Origin of the sequence: Pseudohongiella nitratireducens (assembly GCF_001642735.1) — a bacterium.
GTDB classification, from domain to species: Bacteria; Pseudomonadota; Gammaproteobacteria; order Pseudomonadales; family Pseudohongiellaceae; genus Pseudohongiella; species Pseudohongiella nitratireducens.
This window is the reverse complement of record NZ_LWHM01000013.1, coordinates 1-21,647: the sequence shown is the minus strand read 5'-3', so window position 1 is coordinate 21,647 and position 21,647 is coordinate 1. Positions and strand designations below refer to the sequence as shown.

Here is a 21,647-nt window from a genome sequence, read left to right as displayed (position 1 = left end):
ATCATGATCTATCCTCCCGGCGGGCCAGGTGATTGGCGGCGACCAGCCCTGCCAGCAATAACAGAGAGGCGAGCTCAACGGCCAGCACATAGGGGCCAAACAGTGCCGCGCCAATGTCGCGGGCTTCAATAATGCTATGCGCGGCATTGGCATCAGGTGCCTGGCGAATCATCCAGACCAGTTCCACCAGTAATGGCAATGAAAGCAGGCAAGGCCCCAGCCAGAGTCTCGGTTTTAACCAGACCTTTTCCTGTTCCTGGGTCGACTGGCCCAGATTGAGCATCATCATCACAAACAGGAAGAGCACCATGATGGCGCCAGCATAGACAATCACTTCCAGCGCTGCGGCAAATGTTGCGCCCAGTGTGTAGAACACCACTGCCACAGCGATCAGCGACACGATAAAATACAGCAAGGCATGAACCACATTGGTTCGGGTAATCACCATCAGTGTGGCAAGTATGGCCACGGCAGCAGCTGTGTAGAACAACAGCATCATGGCAGCAGACTCCTTCTGTCGACCGGTGGCTGTTCGTTCTGTGCTTCACCTTTGTCCTTTCCGCCGATACTTTTGCCCGCAACCCGGTAGTAGTTGTAATCCTGATACTTGCCGGTGCCGTTAATCAGCAAATGTTCTTTCTCCCAGACCATGTCCTGACGCTCATATTCGGCCATCTCAAAATCCGGCGTCAGCTGGATGGCATGCGTAGGGCAGGCTTCCTCGCAAAAGCCGCACATGATGCAACGGGAAAAATTGATACGGAAAAACTCAGGGTACCAGCGCCCTTCTTCATCTTCGGTTTTCTGCAAGGCAATGCAATCGACCGGACAAGCCACAGCACACAAATTACAGGCCACGCAGCGCTCTTCGCCATCTGGATCACGACTGAGAATAATTCGGCCACGCCAGCGCGGAAACATATACGGTTCGGTGTCCGGGTACTCTACCGTGTCTTTCTTGCTAAATGTGTGAGCAAGCACCATCCCCAGGGTTCTGACCTGGCTCCACAGCACTTTTACCTGTTCCCATACGGGTTTCAACATAAGTCTCAAGCTCCCTGGAACAAGATCACAGCACCTGTGATCAGCAAATTAATCAATGACAGCGGTAGCAGTACCAGCCAACCATATGACATCAACTGGTCATAGCGTGGCCGTGGAATGGCCGCTCTCATCAGTACAAAGAAACAGACGAAAACCATCGTCTTTAGAAGCATCCAGAAAATGCCCGCGACAATACTGTCTTCCGGGCCGATGCCAAACGGTGGCAGCCAGCCACCAAAAAACAGCACGGTCATTAACGCGGACGCCAGCAATACGCCAATGTATTCCCCCACAAAAAACATGCCGAACTTCATGCCAGAGTATTCCGTGTGAAAACCTGCGACGATTTCCTGTTCCGCTTCTGGCAAATCAAAAGGCAGACGGTGGCTTTCGGCAACCGAAGCAATGGCAAAGACGATAAAGGCAAAAAACTGCGGCAGGATGTACCAGCCATCGCGCTGGCTCTCAACGATTTCCCTAAGGTTAAAGGTGCCAGACAGCATCACCACCCCCAGCAGGGAAATACCCATGAAGACTTCATAAGACACCATCTGGGCTGCAGCGCGGAGACTGCCCAGCAAGGCATATTTATTGTTCGAAGCCAGGCCGCCCAGCATCACTGAATAAGCGGCCAGCGAGGCCATCGCCAATATCCACAGCAGACCAATGTTCAAATCGATGATGCCGACATTGGGTGCGATGGGTATAACGGCAAAACTCAGCAATATGCAGATCATGATGATCGGTGGCGCCACCATGAAGACCAGTTTATCCGCAAACGGTGGCACCCAGTCTTCTTTGGTGAAGATCTTGAACATGTCTGCGATGACCTGCCCCAACCCCAGCGGGCCGACACGATTGGGACCCAACCTGTCCTGCCAGACACCCAGCAAACGACGCTCCAGCCAGATCAGCCAGGCTGAGATCAGAATCACTCCGCCAAGGATAAGCCCCATGACCAGTGCGGACCCGACTTCAATATCAAACATCAGTCGCCCTCCTGTTCATGCAGCTTATGCAGCCGGTCGCTGACAATGATATTGTCGGGCTGCCACTGGGGCGGAGCCTGCCACTGCGGTGCCGGCTCCAGGCTCACATCAGGCAGCACATCATGCACATTCAGCCCTGGCAACCCCACACTGATACCCACTGAACCGGTAGCAATGCTATCTCTCAGTAGCAGTGGCACAACACCATTACCCTGTACGGTAACGCCACCGCCCGCATTGAATCCGAGCCTGTCAGCATCCGCTGGATTCATTGCCACATAAGCCGACGTGGCCCGGGCCTGTATCGCCTGACTTTGCGCACTCAATTCTTCGCTGCCAAACAGGTGGTACAAGGGGAATGCCGTATTTTTTTCAGAGGAATCCAGCGCAATATAACCGCCCTCCTCAGCACTGTTACGCTTGTCCAACAGACGAACGCCTATCGAGCTCTGTTTAAGGTGGCCTCCGACTTCGTCCTGAAACTTGAAAACACTCTGGTTGGAATTCCAGCCCGGTGCCCAGGGCGTGTTGAACACACGAGCTTCCTTCAAGGGACTGACCCCTTCCATGGAATAGCTCATGATGCCGTCGGGATCCTGTTCCTGTTTGGGCTCATGCACATTCTTATTGGCACGCATGGCGGTGCGACCGGAATAGCGGAACTGCTGGCGAGGTACCAACAGTCCGGCATAGTGGTAATCCTGCCCCGGTGTGAGATCAGCCATACCAGCACAATTAGCCAGTGTCTGACTGCAGGCCTGGGTCAGTGTCGCCAGCGAAGTCTCAGGTGCTAACCAGCGAGTGGCAGGCAGAATGCTGTCGACCGGTTTGAAGGTCGCATAATAGTGTTGCGCCCTGCCCTCGTAATTGACGAAAGTGCCCGAGCTTTCTGCAAACGTAGCGGATGCACAGACCAGGTGAGCCTGCTCTCCCGTTCGGGTTTTAATGTTGTCGATGACAGCCAGTTGCTCAAGGCCAGCGATAAAATGATCGACCTCAGCCGTCGGTGCCCGCCGATACAGATCGTTCTCCACCACAATGGCTGACTGCGTCCCTGTCGCAAATGCCTGTTGCAAGTCTTGCTGACTATCTTCCATCAAGAGCATCAACCCCAGGCCATTGGCTTCGCTGCCAACGAGGGCCAGTTGGGTCAGCTCATTTTTTTGATAAAGTGCCTGAGCAAGATTGGCAGCTGACTGCACCAGTGGCAGGCTCATGCTGTTGGAACCAGCTATGATCAACGGCTGCCTGGCACCTTTGAAGCTTGCCGTGATGCGCTTGACCAGTGCTTGTTCCGCTTTATCCAGTTTCTCGGGCGCGAGCACTTCCTTATCAAACCGGCTGGCAACTGCAGCGGCAATTCGGGCCGCTTGCCCGGCGTTACAGATATGCGTGGTTTCGCTGACATCATCCAGCCGGGTGGCATGGGGGCTGAGAATATACAGCGGGCTTCTTTCATCCATGGCCAGCTTTCTCACCGCTGCATCATGCCAGAGCGGGATTTTCTGTTCGGCGGCCTTCTCAAAACTGCGGTGGCGTACCGACTGGCGAACAGCCAGTGCCATACGGGCTGCCGTATTGGTCAGATCTTCGCCTAGAATCAGTACCGCATCGCTGGCTTCCACGTCTTTCAGGCTGGCAATATGGGCGGGTGTATCCTGATAAATGCTCAGGATCTGCTGCAAGATGGCGAACTCCTGCTGACTCAAGCCCGCATAGAAATTGGCCTTGCCCACTTTCTCGCGCAAGGCAAAATTGGCTTCCATGGATGCTCTGGGGGAACCAATACCGATAGCACCGGACATGTCCTGCAATTGCTGCAGTGCGTCTGCATTCGATACCAGGACCGGATCGGCATCCTGACTGCTCCGTGTCATGCTCTGGCGGATACGAACGGCATCGTCATTGACATAGCCCGTGCCAAAACGGCCACGATCACAAATAAAGTAACCGTTGACTTCATCGTTATAGCGATTCACAACACGACGCAAAGTGCCATAACGCTCGCCAGGGTTAATGTTGCAACCAATGCTGCAACCCGCACAAATGGAAGGCGATGTCTGCAGGTCCCATTTACGACTGTAATGCTTGCTGAAAACCTTGTCGGTAAACACACCGGTAGGACAGACTTCCGCCAGATTGCCACTGAATTCACTTTCCAGTGGACCGTCGTCATAACGGCCAAAATAGACGTGGTGATGTGAGGCCTGGGCACCCAGATCCGTACCACCGGCATAATCCCGATAGAATCGCACACAGCGATAACAGGTAATGCAGCGGTTCATTTCATGGCCAATAAATGGCCCCAGGTTCTGGTTGCGATGCGTGACTTTCGTGCCGTCGTAACGTCGATAGGTATGCCCGGACATCACGGTCATATCCTGCAGGTGGCACTCTCCCCCTTCTTCACAAACCGCACAGTCGTGCGGATGACTGATCATCATGCCTTCAATGATTTCCGCGCGGAAGTCAGCCGCAGCCTGTAGCGAGTATCGTGCGCCGTCGCGCGGGGAGGACATGCAGGCCATGATCAGTCGTCCATGCTGATCTTCTTCGTCAGCATATTCTGTCATCGCACACTGTCGGCAGGACCCCACCGAATCCATACTGGGGTGCCAGCAAAAGTACGGCAGATCCAGACCGGCGGAGAGCACTTCCTCCAGCAGATTCTTGTCAGGATCCACCTCAATGGCCTGATTGTCGATTGTGATGGATACCTTTTCAGACATACCGTCCGCCATTCATTGTCATCTCAAGCACTTCTCTGCAGTTGATGATCATGTTTGTATGGGCAGCACTGCTCATCAATGTGCTGCTCAAACTCGGCCATAAAGTGCTTCAGGCCACTTTGCAGCGGTGCCATGGCGCCAGGCGCCAACGCACAGAATGTTTTCCCCGGCCCCATATAGCCGGTCATCTCTTTCAATATATCCAGGTACTCTCGTTTGCCGCGACCCTGCTCGATTTCCAGCAACATATGCTCAACCCAGGGCAGACCGTCACGGCACGGCGTACACCAGCCGCAGCTTTCATGAGAGAAAAATTTGATCAGATTATGTATGCAACCGATCGGGCAGGTTTTGTCATCCAGCACCATCACCAGCGCGGTACCCAGGCGACTGCCCAGTTTGCCGACTTCGCTGTAACTCATGGGGACATCCAGGTGTTCTGGCATCAGGAAATCCGTTGAGCCGCCACCGGGCAGAAACGCCTTGAGTGAATACCCCTCGCGCATGCCACCCGCATAATCTTCCAGCAAAGTGCGGAACGTGGTGCCTAAGGGCAACTCCCAGCAACCGGGATTGTTCACGCGTCCGCTGATACCAAACATTTTGCTGCCCGCTTCTTCGCCCAGCCCTTGTTGCTTGAACCAGTCCACGCCGTTTAACACGATGCTGGGAATGTTGCAGATTGTCTCCACGTTATTGACCAGTGTTGGCCGACCCCATAAACCACTGATTTGCGGAAAAGGCGGTTTTGCGCGAGGCGTGGCTCGCTGCCCTTCCAGCGCATTGATCAGCGCAGTTTCTTCACCACAAATGTAGCGACCGGCACTGGTATGTAGGTAAAGCTCCAGGCGGTAATCGCTGCCATTCACGGACGTGCCCAACATGCCATGGGCATACGCTTCATCAATGGCTGTTAACAGTAGTTCTTCCGCGTCAGTGTATTCTCCGCGCAGGAAAATATACGCCGTGGTTGCCTGCAAGGCCCAGGCACTGGCAATGACTCCCTCGATCAACAAGTGAGGATCCTGCTCCATCAGCAGGCGATCCTTGAACGTGCCAGGTTCCATCTCATCGGCATTGACCACCAGGTATCGTGGCCCACCATCTGGTTCAGGAATAAAGCTCCACTTCAGCCCGGTATTAAAACCCGCACCGCCACGACCACCCAAGCCAGCTTCCTTAATTAACGCCATCATATCCCGCGGCGCCATCTCCATCGCTTTGGCAACGCTGGCATAGCCACCCGCTGCGACATACCCTTGGTAGTCTAGAGGGCCGCGTGTCTCGTCAATGTTCTTTGTCAGGGCTTTATCCATAATTACAAAGCTCATTTCCAGTGTAGGGGTCATGGTTAGAGGTTGCAGTCTGAACGGGACGCCGTGAATATGTCCCTATAGGCTCCACGGCGGCTTCCCTGCCGCCGAGGCCCTCACAGACTGCAACCTCTAACCATGACCTGTGAGTCAACCTATGCATTCTTTACATCGTTTTTTTAGATTTTGTATTTTCCCTTTGTAATTCATTGAGTAGCTGATCAAGATTTTCAGGATCTACGTGCCGGTGGGTCTCGCGCCCGACCATCAATACTGGGGCCTTGTCGCAAGCGCCGAGACAAGGCACCGGCAGTAACGTAAACTCACCATCCTCGGTGGTCTCACCATACTCGATGCCCAGGCGGCTGGTAATCTGCGCCTTCAGGTCATCGCAGCCCAGCATCCAGCAGGCCACGCTATCGCAAAGGCAAATGACATTTTTGCCAACCGGTCGGCGAAAGATCATGTTGAAAAATGTCGCTACGCCTTCCAGGTCTGCCACTGGAATATCCAGGTACTCTGCAACGGCCAACAGGCTTTCATCGCTGACCCAGCCTTGGTGCTTCTGTACAATTTTTAACGCTTCCAACCCGACCGCCTGCGTGTAGGGATAGTGCGTTTTTTCATGCTCAATCTCGCGAATCTCTTCCGCGCTCAATTGGCGAGACTGTTTCTTTGTTGTAGCTATCATTTCACTCATAGTGCTACTCAGGTCAACGGTCCACATCGGCCATCACAAAATCTATGCTCGCCACAATGGCAATCAGGTCAGCCACCATGAATCCATTACTGATATAGGGAATTGCCTGCAGGTGCGCAAAAGAAGGCGTACGAATCCGTGTCCGATAGGAACCCACGCCGCCATCACTGACCAGGTAATAGGTATTAATACCCTTGGTTGCTTCAATCCCCGTGGTAATTTCCCCCGGGGGAACAACAGGCCCCCAGCTCACACTGAGGAAGTGTGCGATTAAACTTTCGATGTCCTGTTTTGCGTGTTCCTTGATCGGTGGCGAGGTTTTGGCATGCTGCGATTTATAAGGGCCTTCCGGCATGTTTTCCAGGCACTGGCGAATGATGCGTGTGCTCTGGCGCATCTCTTCTATACGAACAGCACAGCGGTCATAACAGTCTCCGTTCACCGCAATCGGCACATCAAAATCGAAATTCTCATAACCGGAATACGGACGGTCCTTGCGATAATCCCATTCAAATCCGGTGGCTCTAAGACCCGGGCCAGTGATACCCCAGTCAAACGCTTCTTCCGTATCATAGGCACCGATGCCACGGGTTCGCTGCCGGATAATGCTGTTATCCATCACCATACGGTCGTATTCATCCAGACGGGCCGGGAAGGTATCAACAAATTCGCGAATACGTTTGTCCCAGCCGTTTGGCAGATCCTGGGCAACGCCGCCAATACGGAACCAGGAAGGGTGCATGCGTCCTCCGCAGATGGATTCAATGATGTTGAACACTTTTTCCCGGTCAACAAACATGTAGAAAATCGGGGACAGTTGCCCCAGATCCTGGGCAAAGGTGCCATAAAACAGGAGGTGACTGGCAATGCGGAAAAACTCGCAGAGCATGACGCGTATCACCTGGACCCGTTCCGGCACTTCAATACCGCACATCTGTTCCAGTGCCATGACATAAGGCAAGTTATTCATAACCCCGCCCAGATAATCAACACGATCCGTATAGGGTATGTAGGTATGCCAGCTCTGGCGCTCGCCCATCTTCTCGGCGCCACGATGGTGATAACCAATATCAGGAATGGCATCGACGACAATTTCACCATCAAGCTGCAGGGCAATGCGGAACACACCGTGAACGCTGGGGTGGTTGGGGCCAAGGTTCAGGAACATGAACTCGGAGGAATCCGACTGCTGTTTCATACCCCACTCTTCCGGGCGAAACTTGAGCGCACTTTGTTCCTGGTCCTGGATATCATCATCCAGGGAATAAGGTTCCATTTCCGTGGCTCGGGCCGGATGGTCTTTGCGCAGTGCATGCCCTTGCCAGGTGGGCGGGCACAGAATACGACGCAAATTGGGATGGCCATCAAAACTGATACCGAACATGTCCCAGACTTCACGCTCATACCAGTTGGCAGAGGGCCAGACGGGAATGGCGCTGGGCACGTTCAGATCATGCTCGTGCAGAGCAATTTTCAGGCGAACATCACAGTTGCCCGTGAAGGAGATCAAGTGGTAAACAACAGTAAAGTCAGCCTCTGGCTGCCCTTCCCTGTGCACCCTGACCCGTTCATCAATCGCGGTGATGTCCAGCAGCATTTCAAATCGGGGTTGGTAATCGCGGCGCAGATACCGCAACACATCCAGCAACGACTGACGTTGCAACCAAAGGGTCGGCAACCCCTCAGCCGTTCGCTGCAAGGTGAAAGCAGATTCACCAAACCGTTGATACAGCGCGCCAACAACTGCCGACAGATCCTCTGCCTGTTGTTTCAGCACGCTCTCCGTAGCCGTATCACTCAAGACTGCACATCCTTCTATCCATGTGGTTCAGACCACATCAGGTTTCATCGGGACTGCGCAATTCCGTTGCCTGAATTCTCTCCGTTAAACGTTTGTCTCTCTGTACTTCGTTGGGCTCTCTTCGGTAAACACCCTGCTCGCCCACCACCCAACTTAGCGGACGTCGCTCTTTGCCAATACTTTCCTGGAGCAGGACCAACCCTTGCAACAAGGCCTCAGGGCGCGGTGGACAGCCGGACACATATACGTCAACCGGCAGGAACTTATCGACACCCTGTACCACTGAATAAATATCGTACATGCCGCCTGAGTTGGCGCAGGAGCCCATACTGATAACCCAGCGCGGCTCCATAAGCTGCTCATAAAGGCGTTGCACCACCGGTGCCATTTTTCGGAATACTGTGCCGGCGATAACAATCATGTCGGCCTGTCGAGGTGTTCCACGGATAACTTCTGAGCCAAAACGCGCCAGGTCATGACGACTGGTAAAGGCCGTGGCCATTTCTACATAGCAGCAGCTGAGCCCGAAATTGAACGGCCAGACTGAGTTCTTGCGTCCCCAGGCAATCATGTCCTCCAGCTTCATCATCATGACGTTGCGCCGGATGTATTCATCAAACTGATTGCCGCCTGGGCTGGCAGAGACAGCGTCTTCCGGTCGTTGCAACTCCCAGCTCATAGCGCAGTCTCTCCCGAATCTTCATGATTGATTGGTTTGCGATTCACTACGCCGCCAGGAGATTTCAGTGCAACCTGCCTGCCCCGCTGACGATCTGTACGCCAGTCCAGCGCCCCTGTTTTGTAGAGATAAACCAGCCCGGCCAGCAAGATAAGAATGAATATCAGCGCCTCAGCGAAACCCAGCCAGCCCGCTTCACGCACGGCAATAGCCCAGGTAAACAGGAAGACGGCTTCCAGATCAAAGATGATGAAAAGTATGGCGGTAAGATAAAAATGAACGGAGATTCTGAAGTGCGCATCGCCCACTGAGACGATACCGGATTCGTAAGGTTCGTTGGTCGCCCGGTCGCGACGTTTTTGCCCGAGCACAGAGGACAGACCCAGCATAGTCCCCACGACCAGGAGTACTATCATGGTGTAGACAATCAGGGGCCACAGATCGATGCTCATACCAACTCTCTCCGAATTTGTGGCATACCGGTGTCAGTTTTATTATCCCGGCGGCCAGCACTGCCCCAACGCTTGCACGGGCTCGCGCAAGTCATTTAGGCAGATTCAACAGCGATATTGATGATATTGCCTGCTACTGCTACTTCTTGTCCTTTTCTTTAACTATCCTGTCTTTTTTCCATTAGAAACTAATTGACCGGCGAGTTCAAGCCATTCTGTCTGTCCGTTTTTCAAGTCATAAAAAATCACCGTACAGGTCAGCTCAACAGTCATACAAACCGCCAAACGACAGTCGATTCCAAAATGACTGGACTTTAAGAACATAGGGTTTTATATTCCTAAAAAAAGAATCAGCAGTCTAAACTCACGATTGACATAGGAGGCGTCATGCTCCGTTCCGTCGATTTAAAGGACTACATGCTGACGAAACCCGTCGTCATTTCCGCTAATGCTCATTTATTTGAAGCCATTGATCTTATTGTAAAAAACCGTGTATCCGGCCTCTGCGTGGTCGACGAGAAAGGTCACCTGCAGGGGATCTTGTCCGAACTGGACTGCATGAGAGGCATTCTCAACGCCACCTACCACCAGGACTCTGCAGGTGAAGTCGCTAAATATATGGTCACTGAGCATATTAACTGTGCCAGGCCAGGCGATGATATCGTTAATATCGCCCAGGATATGTTGAGCAAAGGGCAACGTCGACGCCCCGTCATTGATGAGAATGGAAAGCTGGTGGGACAAATTACCTGCCGCCGGATTCTGGCCGCCGTGAAGTCCTTTAATGCGACCGCAGTACCTGCGTAATGATCACCTGCCCGTCTGGGCCACCCCGATTGCTTGAACTTTCAAAGTTAATAAAGTTGATGTTGCACTGGTTTTTCTCTGCAACACGTCAGGGCTATTGATCAGGGATTATGCGTTTACCCAGGCTGATCACATCGTCTGTCACATAACCAAGGGCATCATAAAATCGAAGTACGTTTTTATTGGAGCTTCTCACCACAATATTCAGTTTTGGGCACCCCATCTCAAGTAGCGTCTGCTCTATCCAGGCCATAATCTTTCGACCATAACCACTCTCCTGATAATCGGGAGAGACAGCAAGATAATACACCGAGCCCCGATGGCCATCGTAGCCTGCCATCGCTGACGCCATAATCTGGCCATCAACCTCACCGACAACAAACAGTTCCGGTTGCACTGTTAGTTTTCTGGCGATGTCCTGTTGCGGATTGTTCCAGGGTCGGGTTAGTCCGCATTGCTCCCAAAGTGAAATAACACTTGCTATGTCTTTCTTATCAAACTGCCGAATTTTCATTATCTTTATCAGCTCATTAACCAGATTTCAGGCCTTTATTTAGAAGCATATTGAACATTGGGCAATCCCTTAAAATTACTACCTTGAGTCCAAATATCAGTTTTTGGTTGCCGGGTCCCAGTGTTCTATGATTTTTCCGTCTTCAATGCGAAACATATCAAACCAGGTCGTGGTGTAGGTCTCACCTGGCGCATCAGGCTCTTGGTATTCCCTGGCAAAAGACAGCATTACCAGATCGCGTTCGGCAACAATGGAGACCAGCGGTGCCTGGATCTCATCTTCGATGGGTCGGGGCTCTCTTACTTGCGAAAAGAACTCTACAAAAGCGGCTCGGCCTGTTTCTACAGTCGGATTATGCTGAATATAGGATTCATGCATATACGTTTCAATATTTTCCATATGCCCGCCTTCGAACACTTCACGCCAGAAGTCGTACACCAGTTGTTTATTGGCAGCCAGTGCTGGGTTGCTGCTTTCCAGCAGTACTTGCTGGTCGTCGGTGGCAACAACAGGTTCAGCTGCATAGGAACTGGTGACAAACAGCGCACTGACCAGCAGTATGATATGCGCATTTTTCATACAAATATCCTCTGAGAAAAAAAGATGGTTTATTAATTTCGCAGAGGTATTTTTATCATTGTCACTGCTAATAATTTATACATACTACAATGAATGTATAAATCTGACAAACTTTGCGTATTGCCTATTAAATTATTCTCGTAAGATTTTCTCCATGACCTTCCCTTTCGCCAGTTCATCAATCAGCTTGTCCAGATAGCGTATTTTCTGCATCAGGGGATCTTCAACATCCTCAACGCGTACTCCACAAACGACCCCTTTGATCAGCGCGCTGTCAGGATTAAAGTCGGGAGCCTGGGCAAAAAATGTCCGAAAATCGTTCTCCTGATCAACCTGAGCCTGTAATTCATCCTGGCTATAACCCGTCAACCAGCAAATGATTTCATCTACCTCTGCTCTGCTTCGGTTCTTTCGCTCTGCTTTTTGAACGTACATCGGATATACCCTGGCAAAGGGCATTGAAAATATTTTGTGCTCAGGCATCTTAATTCCTCCCGGCTGTTTTTAGCCGCGCTCCAGGTTTACCAGATAATCGACAACCTCCAGCATCTGCTGATAACCACCCACATCAGTTGTTACCACAAACTTGCCATTCACATACATGGTTGGTGTTTGCGCAATACCATAGTCCTGAAACAATACAACCACACTTTTCATTATTTTCATGGTGTCACCCTTTTATTTTATAACGGGTATTTTATTTCTCGGTTGACTATAGCCTGAAACCTTCATAAACAGGAACATCTTGCCTCTTTCAAGGTACCAGTTGCCGAATATCTTTAAATGCTTATGAAGAATTGACTTGAACTCACAATCGCAGAAATATACCAATATATACCAGAAACAAATATATAGAGACAGCTATGGCAAAAACGCATGGACGTCTCTTCAAGACTTTAAAGCTTGTACAACCTCAGCGCATAACTTCTACGTTTAGCCTCATCCAAAGAACATCACACTGAAATAGTGGTAACCTCCTTTCAAGACTAAAAGACAACTCCGTGTCCAGTCATTAGGAGATCATAATGAGAACAAACCTCTCCCGTACTCCCAGAGTCGCGCTCTGTTCAGCTGCACTGCTGACATCTGTGATGTCGACAACTGCTCTGGCCCAGGACTGGGTACCTTCCCGTCACGGTGCGGATGACCGTATTGGTGCCGCAAATTATTTAAGTGCTGACAAAGTCCTGCAAGCTGCCGGGCTGATCACGACCGGCAAGGTCTATTCACTGGGAATAGAAACAGCAGAAGACTCTCCCGCTTACGGTTCCCGCAGCTATGAAATCGATATCGTTCCTGGCAGTGACAGCATACCCGTTGGTGCCGATGCCGTAACGTCTAATGATGAAAGAGTACGCACCAGTTTTGGAGTCGGTTCTCAGATTGATGGCCTGGGTCACCTGGGTGTGGGTCATCAGTATTACAACGGCCTGACTACCGAGCAGATTGCCAGTGATGCCGGGCTGGCAGAGTTGGGAACGCATACGATTCCACCGATTGTCACCCGCGGCGTATTGTTGGACATGACCGCCTATTTCAATGTTGATATGGTGGCAGAAGGCACCGCGTTTAATCAGGCCGAAATAGCAGCGGCTGCCAGCGAACAGGGTATTGAAATACAGCGCGGCGACGTGATGCTGTTTCATACCGGCTGGATGCAATTGCTCGGTAATGATGATGAACGTTTTATTTCCGTTCAGCCAGGCCCGGGTGTTGAAGGCGCCAGTTATCTTGCGGAACTGGGCGTGGTAGCTGTCGGTGCTGACACCCCTGCCCTGGAAGTGATTCCCTTTGAAAACCCCGATCGTGCCTTTGCGGTACACCAGACACTGCTGGCCAAAGAAGGTGTTTATATCCTTGAGAGCATGAACACCGCAGAGCTGGCCGCAGATGGCGTCCAGGAATTTCTGTTCGTACTGGGTCAGCCAAAATTTAAGGGCGCTGTGCAGGTCGTCATCAACCCGATTGCTATCCGATAGCAGATCGTGTGTGAAGTTCTGTGACGTTAGCTCACAGCCACTAGCACCAACGCGACCAGGCACCCTGGTGAGGCGCTGACTAATAATGCATTAACCAGACAGGAGAATGGGATACCTTGATGAAAGAGCGCATCAGCCACTACCCGGTTCTGGCATTTATTGCATTGACGGCAGCTATCACTGGCAGCGGTTGGGGCTTGCTGCTGACCATCTACGGCAGAGCTCCCATTGATGCACTGATATCGCAACCACTCGCCATTGTGCTGATTTATACTGGGGCGACTGGCCCCAGCCTGGCTGCCATCATTCTCACTGGATACACTAAGGGCAAAGACGGCCTGAGAGAGCTGGGGCACAGATTCACCCGCATCAAGTTCCCTGCTGGCACCTGGTTATTGGCAATGGGATTACCACTATTACTTGCTGTCATGGCTACTTTGTTGCACAGCATTTTCAGTGAAACGCTGGGCGATATCGTTCTGCCTGCCTGGTACCGGTTATTGCCACCAGCGTTGTTTGTGGCGTTGCTGGCCGGCCCCTTATGTGAAGAAGTCGGCTGGCGTGGTTACCTGCAACCCCATTTGCTAAATCGCTTTTCAGTCACTGGCACAGCTGTCATCATTGGCACCATCTGGTGTTTCTGGCATATCCCCCTGTCTTTTACTCCAGGTACCACACCTCCTTTAAGCTCTCCTGGAGCATGGGGCCTTTACTGGGTCGATACTATCCTGGTATCAGCGATCATGTTAGCCATTGTTGTTCATGCCAGCGGCAGCATACTGGCAGCGATAGCTTTCCACTGGATGTCCAATATCGCCCTCAGCGGCATACTGCAACCGCTGTATCCGGCGGCGACCGACAGTGCCTGGTCAGAGGTTCAGCAGATCCACTTGGTCTTGCTGGCAATCTGCACCCCCATCGCTCTGTGGCTGGCACATCGGCGGATAAATCGCGACGCGGAACCGAATGGACATTTACAGCAACGCCGTCAGCACCTATAGTCTGTTCACTACACGAATGATAATAAAGGAAATTGACATGAATCCGACAATGAAACACGTGTACACCGGCCTGCTTTGCGCAGGCACCCTTCTCCTTGCAGCCTGTAATCAGCAAACTGGTTCAGAAGACAACATGACAGCCTCTTCGCCTGAATCTGTTGATGTGCCTTCTGCCGTACCATCATCTGCAGCTATGGCAGCTGAGGCAGACATGCCCGGTAACACTGTGACAGGTGAGGGTCTGGACAACCCTGCTCCGAATGTCACCCGCAACTGGGGCGACTTGCCCGAAGGCCGTGAGTGGGGTTCCACTGCCGGCATCGATATCGACCCTGACGACGGTCATGTCTGGGCCTATGAACGCTGCGGAGCGAACAGCTTCGGTTCCGGCGTACCGATCAACTGTCACACCAACCCGGTTGATCCGATCTTCAAGTTTGATCGCAATACCGGCGAAGTGCTGGCCAATTTTGGTGGCGGTATTATGGTGACCCCGCACGGCATCCATGTCGATGACGAAGGCAATGTCTGGGTAACCGACTTTGCCGTTAATGAGGAAGGCACCAAAGGCCATCAGGTGCACAAATTCAGCCCGGATGGCGAACTGCTGATGAGCCTGGGTACGGCAGGACAGGCAGGCAACGACAGCGAACACTTCAACCAGCCCAATGATGTAGTGGTTGGCCCTAATGGCAATATTTACGTAGCCGACGGCCACAGCGGCCAGGGCATGATCACTCGTGAACAACTGGCAGAAGGCCGCGCTAACGGTCAAACCGCACGCATCATGAAGTTCGACCCACAAGGCAATTTCCTGATGCAATGGGGTGAACTCGGTCTTGATCACGGCGATTTCCGCACCCCACACGCCCTGGATTTTGACTCCGAAGGCCGCCTCTGGGTGGCTGATCGCGGCAACCACCGCCTCGAAGTGTTTGATCAGGACGGTAACTACCTGGAGTCGCGCTATCAGTTCAGCCGGGTCAGTGGCATCTTCATCACGGAGGAAGACATGCTCTATGCCATTGACTCCGAGTCCAGCCCGACCAACCACCCCGGCTGGGTCAACGGCGTACGCATTGGCCATGTCGATCACGATCACGTCACCGGCTGGATTCCACCGTTTGAACGGGAAGACCGTCTGGCACAGGGCACCGCCGGTGAAGGCGTTGCGGTCGATGCTGACGGCAATGTCTATGCAGCTGAAGGGCCTAACTCGATTAATCAGGCTGGTGGTGCGTTTACCAAGTACTCAATTCAGTAAATCGCCAATAGACAAACAACACCAAAAGGCCCGGACAGCATTGTTCGGGCCTTTTTATTGGCTACAACTTATTGGCTGCAACCGTTTTATTGGCAACGGCAGTCCCTTGCGCCCTCTCCGTTTCATCCGCTTGACACATCATCAGCATCGACTTTTGCCGGCTAAATCTATATAGTCGCGGCTCGTTTCGCCGCACCACACATTGCAGGGTGCGGCGCCTTTATTTCTTTCGTAATACCCCAGGACACATCTTTGATTTCCGTCGCTAACGTCACTATGCAGTTTGGCTCTGAGCCATTGTTCGAAAATATCTCCGCCAAATTCGGTAACGGCAACCGTTATGGCCTGATCGGTGCTAACGGTTGTGGCAAGTCCACCCTGATGAAAATTCTCAGTGGCGCGCTGACACCAACCGCCGGCAGTGTCTCCATTGACCCTGGTTTGAAAGTCGGCACGCTAAGTCAGGATCAGTTTGCCTTCGAAGACTACAGCGTCGTGGATGCCGTCATTATGGGCGATGTTGAGCTGTGGAAAATCAAACAGGAACGCGATCGCATCTATGCCCTGCCGGAAATGTCGGAAGAAGATGGCATGAAGGTGGCGCACCTGGAGGGCGAGTTTGCGGAGATGGACGGTTACAGCGCCGAAAGCCGTGCCGGTGACATTTTGCTGGAAGCAGGGATCCCCGAAGAATACCATTTCGGTTCAATGAAACAGGTGGCACCGGGCAAGAAAGTGCGTGTGTTACTGGCTCAGGCGTTATTTGCCGATCCGGAAATCCTGCTACTGGACGAGCCGACCAACAACCTGGACCTGCATACCATTGAATGGCTGGCTGATGTACTGAACCAGCGCAAATCCACCATGATTATCATTTCTCATGATCGCCACTTTTTGAACTCGGTCTGCACGCATATGGCGGATATCGATTATGGCGAGCTGCGCGTGTATCCTGGCAACTATGAATACTTTGTTGAAGCCTCAACACTGATTCGCGACCAGCTGCTGGCGGAAAACGCCCAGAAAAGCGCGGAAATGGATGAGCTACAGGCCTTTGTGAACCGTTTCTCTGCCAATGCATCCAAGGCCAAACTGGCCAGCTCACGCGCCAAGAAGCTGGAAAAAATCCAGCTCGACGAAGTGAAGTCCTCCAGTCGTATATCGCCTTCTATCCGTTTGAAACAGCACAAGAAGCTGCACCGCCAGGCGCTCATTCTGGAAAAACTGGGTCATGGATATGACGATGAGAACCTGTTCAGTGATATCAATCTGATTCTGGAGGCAGGCTCCAGGGTCGCAGTGATCGGGGAAAATGGTGCCGGAAAGACCACCTTCCTCAAATGCCTGATCAATGAACTGGAGCCAAACAATGGCGTCATCAAATGGTCGGAAAATGCATCCATTGGTTATTGTCCTCAGGACAGCGCCAGGGATTTTGATTGTGACCTGACCCTGTTTGAGTGGATGTCCCAGTGGCGCATGCCCAAGCATGATGATCTGATGATTCGAGGCATGCTGGGCCGTTTGCTGTTCACCGCCGATGATGCCAACCGCAAGGCGCGTGTTTGCTCCGGTGGTGAAAAAAACCGACTGATGTTCGGCAAGCTGATGATGCAGGACATCAATGTACTGATCATGGACGAGCCGACCAACCACCTGGATATGGAAGCGATTGAGGAGCTGAACAAGGCACTCAAAGCATTTGACGGCACACTGATTTTTGTCAGTCACGACCGCGAATTTGTTTCCTCACTGGCAACCCATGTGATCGAAATCAAAGAAAACGAAGTGATCAATTTTAAGGGCAGCTACGAGGAATATACGGCGCACCGATATTAATGGCAGAATTTTTATTTACTGCCTCCCAGGCTGACTGACTTCTGTTACACTGAAATGGCTATTCTGTGCAAAAACATAACAACATGATGCTTGAGGGGACGAATAAAAATGACCCTGAAACACGCCACTGCAGAAACCGAGCGCATTTCGTATCCACCTGGCCCAGGCTCCCTGCCGCGCCGCCAATTCCTCTCTATGGCAGGGGCTGCGACCGTGCTTGTGGCCACCAGCCTGGCTGGCCAAAGCAGTAGCGCTGCAACCGCCGGCTCGGCCGCACCCCATGTCAAAGCCCTGGTGTTTGATGTCTTTGGCACAGTGGTCGACTGGCGCGGATCCATTATCCGTGAAGGTCAGCTACTGGCTGAGCGCAAAGGATATAACGTTGACTGGGGCGAGTTTGCTGACCGCTGGCGGGCAGGTTACGGTCCATCCATGAACCGGGTCCGCAACGGCGAATTGCCCTGGACCAAACTGGATGATCTTCATCGCATGGTGCTGGATGAACTGGTTGAAGAGTTCTCCCTGTCAGACATGAGCGAAGAAGAGCTTCAGCATTTAAATTACGCCTGGCACCGCCTCACACCCTGGCCGGACGTCATTGCGGGTTTAAGTCGCCTGAAAAATGAATACCCGATCGCTACGCTGTCAAATGGCAATGTCTCTTTGCTGATGAACATGGCCAAAAATGCCGGCCTCCCCTGGGATACGATTATGTCAGCTGAATTATCCCGCCACTATAAACCTGACCCGGAAGCCTATTTGAAAGCGCCCGAGCTGTTCAGCCTGGAGCCAGGTGAAGTCATGCTGGTGGCAGCGCACCCCAGTGATCTCAGAGCAGCCGCAGCTGCCGGATTAAGCACTGGTTATGTCCACCGGGCGCTGGAGCGCGGGGCAGAGAATCCCAAGACCCGGCCTGATCCAGGGCAGTTTGATATTTATGCCGAGGATTTTCTGGACCTGGCACGGCAGCTTGGTGCCTAGATACTAGGGTTTGTTTTCAGCAGTGCCTAAGCCGTGGGGGCAGGCGATTTGAATTGCTTGCGTGCCTGTGCGACTTTCTTCCGGAAGACACAACCCTCAGCGTGATCATTAACCAGTCCGGCCGCCTGCATGAAGGCATACACCGTTGTCGGGCCAACAAATTTCCAGCCCCGTTTTTTCAGGGTTTTGGAAAACAACACAGACTGGTCAGTGGTGGAGACAGTTTGAGGCTCGGGCAAATCAGCGGCACTGGGTTCAAATTGCCAGAAAAAAGCGGCAAGCGACCCCTCCTGCTTTACCATCTCGCAGGCCTGTTTCGCGTTATTAATAGCAGCCTCAATTTTGCCGCGATGCCGAACAATACCTTCATCCTGCAGAAGACGCTCGACATCTTTTTCGGTAAATTTAGCAACCTTCTTGAAATCAAAATGCTTAAAGGCTTTTCTGAAGTTGTCACGCTTGGCCAGAATGGTTCGCCAGCTCAACCCTGACTGAAAACTCTCCAGGGTCAGCTTTTCGAACAGACGAATGTCGTCATCAACGGGGTAGCCCCACTCGTTGTCGTGATAGTCGATGTACTCCGGGGTGGCTGAGCACCAGAAACAGCGGGCTTTTCCGTCCTCGCCTTTTACTGTTGAAGTCATAGTTACCTCATTTCCCTGTTTTGGACATCCGTTCATTACCATGTTTGAAGTGGCCAGTGGCTTTGGCCATGATCAGTTGCGCAGCATCACTGTCGCCCGATGTAACCCGGCTGAGAAACTTTGCTGCTTCGGCACCGCTGAGGGTCGTGACCACCCTGTCCTTATAAGCGATTTGAACCAAACCGTTCTTTGTCGAGCGGTAGCTGAAAGGTGCTTCCGCAATCATATCACAACCGCCCGTCCAGCCATTCAAATACTCGATCCAGTGTCACCCACTCGTCCCACTCTGGTGATCCATAATAATGGGTACCGTTATCAATACGAATCAGGGCTGAATCCTTCCCTTCTGCCGTCAGGGCTGCATGCATGCGTTCACTTTGATCAATGGATACCCGCGTATCAGCTTCACCATGGAGCATCAGTACGCTGGCATTAATTTGATCAGCTACGAACAAGGGTGACCTGTCCTTCTTTGTGCCTGGTGTGGCACAAACCCCGTTTACATAGCTATCTATCATACCCTCATCAAGATCAGTCGCTTCATGCCAGGTAGTGACGTCTGTTAGCGGATAGAAGGCGATAACGGCCTTCACCCTCGAATTGATTGCTGCAGTTAACAAACCAACCTGTCCACCCTGAGATTCGCCTAGAATCCCGATTCGATCAGGATCAACTCCAGGCTGTTGCGATAACCACTCTACCACTTTTGAAACATCATCCGGCTGAACCAGACCACAATCGTTAACTCCACCGGTATGCGGCCATCCCCTCAGCGTGATAACCAGTCCCATAATATTCTGACGATCCGAGAAATAATGAGCATAGTAGGAAGCGTCAACACCGGCATGTTCTCCCTCTGGCCGCCAACCGTGAATGTGGATAATCGCCGGTTTAAGCTCGTCGCTCTCAGGGCCGACATCGTAGATCATGCCTTCGTAGTTAATATCACCAACAGGAATGGATACAGGAACAGGCCCGGCACGCCAGGGGCGTTGGGCGAGTGCTGGAACAGAGGATATGAGCAACATTGCCGCAATTATGCTGATGAGACTGTTAATTGGATTCAACATTAAACTATTCCTTAGCAGCAACTTTTTCTTTAAGTATGCACCTAAGATCAGGGAATGCAATTTAATGTTCAGGAATGCGTTCATCATAAACCCAGGCAACCAAACCATCTCTTAAGATAGTGCGCCATCGATTTCTGTTGTTGTTCACCATCCAGGTAATTGTAATATCACTATCCGGGTAATAGAGTATTTGGGAAGTATACTCCAAAGAATCTCCCCCTTTGTGAACCCTATTCCGCCCCATACTATCTGTGTCGACATGCCAGCCATAAGATTCCTCTTCAGTGGGGTCCAGCATTTTTTCTCGTTGCTGTTCCGGCACCGGACTTTGCCGAAGCAACTCGTCAACAAGATAAACCAGATCTTTTGCACGAGCATAAACTCCTGCAGCACCAATTGTTCCCCACTCGAATGTTTCCCTGCCTTCTGAAACAGAATCCTGCCCCTGGCGTAAAGCGTAACCATAAGCAAGAGAATCTTTTATGTCATCTCTCTCGGTATAAAAGTAAATATTATTCAACGAACCAGACAGCAATCTGGAGTCGATAAACTCCTGCCATTGCTCACCACTAGCGATTTCAAGTATTGCTGCCAATAAACTATAACCGGCATTTGTATATCTGTGAGTTATTGTCAAATCTGGTGTTCAGACATTTGATCAAGCGACTTTCTGGTCAGCTGTTATCACCTCTTCACCATCCTTGAACTTCACACCCTGGACCACCTTGGCCAGGTAATTAAACCCGCGCTGCTTGCGCCACTTCTTCTGGGCACATTCCCCCAACTTGTAGATCATGTGCAACATACCGTCTCGACTTAGACAGCCCTTTGATCGCTTCGTCCGGTGACGGATCGTACCGAATGTCGACTCGATAGGATTGGTCGTTCTCAAACTCTGCCAGTGCTTGGCAGGAAAATCATAAAACGCCATCAGTTCATCACGATCTTTGTGTAAACACTGCACCGCTTTCGGATACTTTGGCTCGTACATGCACTCAAACTTCTCAAAAGCCGCCTCGGCTTCATTTCGCGTGGCCGCCTGCCAGATATCATGAAGCGCCTGCTTCATCTTCGCTTGTACTGACTTGGGGGCCGTGTTCAGCACATTGGCTGTTTTGTGCATCCAGCACCGTTGCTGCCGGGTCGCACCGTACACCTCATCCAACGCCGACCAAAACCCCATCGCTCCGTCACCAACGGCCAGCTTGGGTGTATTCATTCCCCTGGCTTTCAGATCAAGCAACACCTCACGCCAACTCTGT

23 protein-coding genes and 1 pseudogene are annotated in these 21,647 nt (G+C 51.9%); 6 read left to right on the top strand and 18 right to left on the bottom strand.

Translation table 11 applies throughout. The features are described 5' to 3' along the window. Position 1 precedes the first annotated feature (1 nt). From nuoJ to ndhC, 9 genes and pseudogenes are all read right to left on the bottom strand, one after another. On the bottom strand, positions 2–499 hold the full coding sequence (gene nuoJ, locus PSCS_RS04915; RefSeq protein WP_068810683.1) for an NADH-quinone oxidoreductase subunit J: 498 nt from the start codon (positions 497–499) through the stop codon (positions 2–4). Continuing rightward, positions 496–1,044: an NADH-quinone oxidoreductase subunit NuoI gene (gene nuoI, locus PSCS_RS04910; RefSeq protein ID WP_068810682.1), complete on the bottom strand. Its 549-nt coding sequence runs from the start codon at positions 1,042–1,044 to the stop codon at positions 496–498. Before nuoI ends, nuoJ begins: the two co-directional genes overlap by 4 nt. Before the next feature lie 5 nt (positions 1,045–1,049). Further along, positions 1,050–2,033, bottom strand: coding sequence for an NADH-quinone oxidoreductase subunit NuoH (gene nuoH, locus PSCS_RS04905; protein ID WP_068810681.1), 984 nt, complete (start codon positions 2,031–2,033; stop codon positions 1,050–1,052). Beyond that, positions 2,033–4,762 (bottom strand): NADH-quinone oxidoreductase subunit NuoG, encoded by a 2,730-nt coding sequence (gene nuoG / locus PSCS_RS04900; protein ID WP_082866742.1) that lies wholly within the window; start codon positions 4,760–4,762, stop codon positions 2,033–2,035. Before nuoG ends, nuoH begins: the two co-directional genes overlap by 1 nt. Positions 4,763–4,785: 23 nt before the next feature. Then, positions 4,786–6,078, bottom strand: a complete 1,293-nt coding sequence (gene nuoF / locus PSCS_RS04895) for an NADH-quinone oxidoreductase subunit NuoF (protein ID WP_068810747.1) — start codon at positions 6,076–6,078, stop codon at positions 4,786–4,788. Positions 6,079–6,241: 163 nt separating this feature from the next. Next, a complete protein-coding gene (nuoE, locus tag PSCS_RS04890) occupies positions 6,242–6,766 on the bottom strand; it encodes an NADH-quinone oxidoreductase subunit NuoE (protein WP_106387079.1) in 525 nt (174 codons plus the stop codon). A gap of 22 nt (positions 6,767–6,788) precedes the next feature. Continuing rightward, positions 6,789–8,576: an NADH-quinone oxidoreductase subunit C/D gene (nuoC, locus tag PSCS_RS04885; RefSeq protein ID WP_267890027.1), complete on the bottom strand. Its 1,788-nt coding sequence runs from the start codon at positions 8,574–8,576 to the stop codon at positions 6,789–6,791. Between the two features lie 37 nt (positions 8,577–8,613). Continuing rightward, positions 8,614–9,255, bottom strand: a complete 642-nt coding sequence (locus PSCS_RS04880; protein ID WP_082866735.1) for an NADH-quinone oxidoreductase subunit B — start codon at positions 9,253–9,255, stop codon at positions 8,614–8,616. Positions 9,256–9,317: 62 nt separating this feature from the next. Then, positions 9,318–9,707 (bottom strand): annotated as a pseudogene (gene ndhC / locus PSCS_RS04875) (NADH-quinone oxidoreductase subunit A); the annotation flags it as partial. 387 nt (positions 9,708–10,094) lie between these two features. Between ndhC and PSCS_RS04870 the strand changes: the two are divergent. Next, positions 10,095–10,514, top strand: coding sequence for a CBS domain-containing protein (locus tag PSCS_RS04870; RefSeq protein ID WP_068893813.1), 420 nt, complete (start codon positions 10,095–10,097; stop codon positions 10,512–10,514). Between the two features lie 94 nt (positions 10,515–10,608). Here the strand turns inward: PSCS_RS04870 and PSCS_RS04865 are convergent, their stop codons facing one another. The 4 genes from PSCS_RS04865 to PSCS_RS15835 all read right to left on the bottom strand — a co-directional run bounded on the left by PSCS_RS04865 (position 10,609) and on the right by PSCS_RS15835 (position 12,273). Continuing rightward, positions 10,609–11,028, bottom strand: a complete 420-nt coding sequence (locus PSCS_RS04865; RefSeq protein WP_068810676.1) for a GNAT family acetyltransferase — start codon at positions 11,026–11,028, stop codon at positions 10,609–10,611. Positions 11,029–11,124: 96 nt separating this feature from the next. Then, on the bottom strand, positions 11,125–11,607 hold the full coding sequence (locus PSCS_RS04860) for a nuclear transport factor 2 family protein (RefSeq protein ID WP_068810675.1): 483 nt from the start codon (positions 11,605–11,607) through the stop codon (positions 11,125–11,127). 132 nt (positions 11,608–11,739) lie between these two features. After that, on the bottom strand, positions 11,740–12,090 hold the full coding sequence (locus tag PSCS_RS04855; protein ID WP_068810674.1) for a DUF2200 domain-containing protein: 351 nt from the start codon (positions 12,088–12,090) through the stop codon (positions 11,740–11,742). A 21-nt stretch (positions 12,091–12,111) separates the two neighbouring features. Further along, complete coding sequence (locus PSCS_RS15835; protein ID WP_157885626.1) at positions 12,112–12,273, bottom strand: thioredoxin domain-containing protein; 162 nt, start codon at positions 12,271–12,273, stop codon at positions 12,112–12,114. A 359-nt stretch (positions 12,274–12,632) separates the two neighbouring features. Here PSCS_RS15835 and PSCS_RS04850 point away from each other — a divergent pair, with 359 nt between their 5' ends. From PSCS_RS04850 to PSCS_RS04830, 5 genes are all read left to right on the top strand, one after another. Beyond that, positions 12,633–13,586 carry a cyclase family protein gene (locus tag PSCS_RS04850; protein WP_082866736.1) on the top strand — a complete coding sequence of 318 codons (954 nt, stop codon included), beginning with the start codon at positions 12,633–12,635 and terminating at the stop codon, positions 13,584–13,586. Between the two features lie 119 nt (positions 13,587–13,705). Then, positions 13,706–14,587: a CPBP family intramembrane glutamic endopeptidase gene (locus PSCS_RS04845; RefSeq protein WP_068810672.1), complete on the top strand. Its 882-nt coding sequence runs from the start codon at positions 13,706–13,708 to the stop codon at positions 14,585–14,587. Between the two features lie 37 nt (positions 14,588–14,624). Continuing rightward, positions 14,625–15,851 carry a peptidyl-alpha-hydroxyglycine alpha-amidating lyase family protein gene (locus PSCS_RS04840; protein WP_068810671.1) on the top strand — a complete coding sequence of 409 codons (1,227 nt, stop codon included), beginning with the start codon at positions 14,625–14,627 and terminating at the stop codon, positions 15,849–15,851. A gap of 252 nt (positions 15,852–16,103) precedes the next feature. Beyond that, positions 16,104–17,690, top strand: a complete 1,587-nt coding sequence (locus tag PSCS_RS04835) for an ABC-F family ATPase (RefSeq protein WP_082866738.1) — start codon at positions 16,104–16,106, stop codon at positions 17,688–17,690. A 108-nt stretch (positions 17,691–17,798) separates the two neighbouring features. Beyond that, positions 17,799–18,671, top strand: coding sequence for a haloacid dehalogenase type II (locus PSCS_RS04830; RefSeq protein ID WP_229694698.1), 873 nt, complete (start codon positions 17,799–17,801; stop codon positions 18,669–18,671). A gap of 26 nt (positions 18,672–18,697) precedes the next feature. Here PSCS_RS04830 and PSCS_RS04825 read toward each other — a convergent pair whose 3' ends face one another. The 5 genes from PSCS_RS04825 to PSCS_RS04805 all read right to left on the bottom strand — a co-directional run. Continuing rightward, a complete protein-coding gene (locus tag PSCS_RS04825) occupies positions 18,698–19,315 on the bottom strand; it encodes a DNA-3-methyladenine glycosylase I (protein ID WP_068810669.1) in 618 nt (205 codons plus the stop codon). A 7-nt stretch (positions 19,316–19,322) separates the two neighbouring features. Further along, positions 19,323–19,541 carry a hypothetical protein gene (locus PSCS_RS04820; RefSeq protein ID WP_068810668.1) on the bottom strand — a complete coding sequence of 73 codons (219 nt, stop codon included), beginning with the start codon at positions 19,539–19,541 and terminating at the stop codon, positions 19,323–19,325. A gap of 1 nt (position 19,542) precedes the next feature. Further along, the gene (locus PSCS_RS04815) at positions 19,543–20,385 is read right to left on the bottom strand and encodes an alpha/beta hydrolase family protein (RefSeq protein ID WP_068810667.1); all 843 of its coding nucleotides are present in this window, start codon (positions 20,383–20,385) and stop codon (positions 19,543–19,545) included. A gap of 61 nt (positions 20,386–20,446) precedes the next feature. After that, entirely contained in the window at positions 20,447–21,022 is a 576-nt protein-coding gene (locus PSCS_RS04810) for a serine hydrolase (protein WP_082866740.1), read from the bottom strand. A gap of 21 nt (positions 21,023–21,043) precedes the next feature. Continuing rightward, the coding region (locus PSCS_RS04805; RefSeq protein ID WP_157885624.1) for an IS256 family transposase at positions 21,044–21,647 on the bottom strand (604 nt) is incomplete at its 5' end.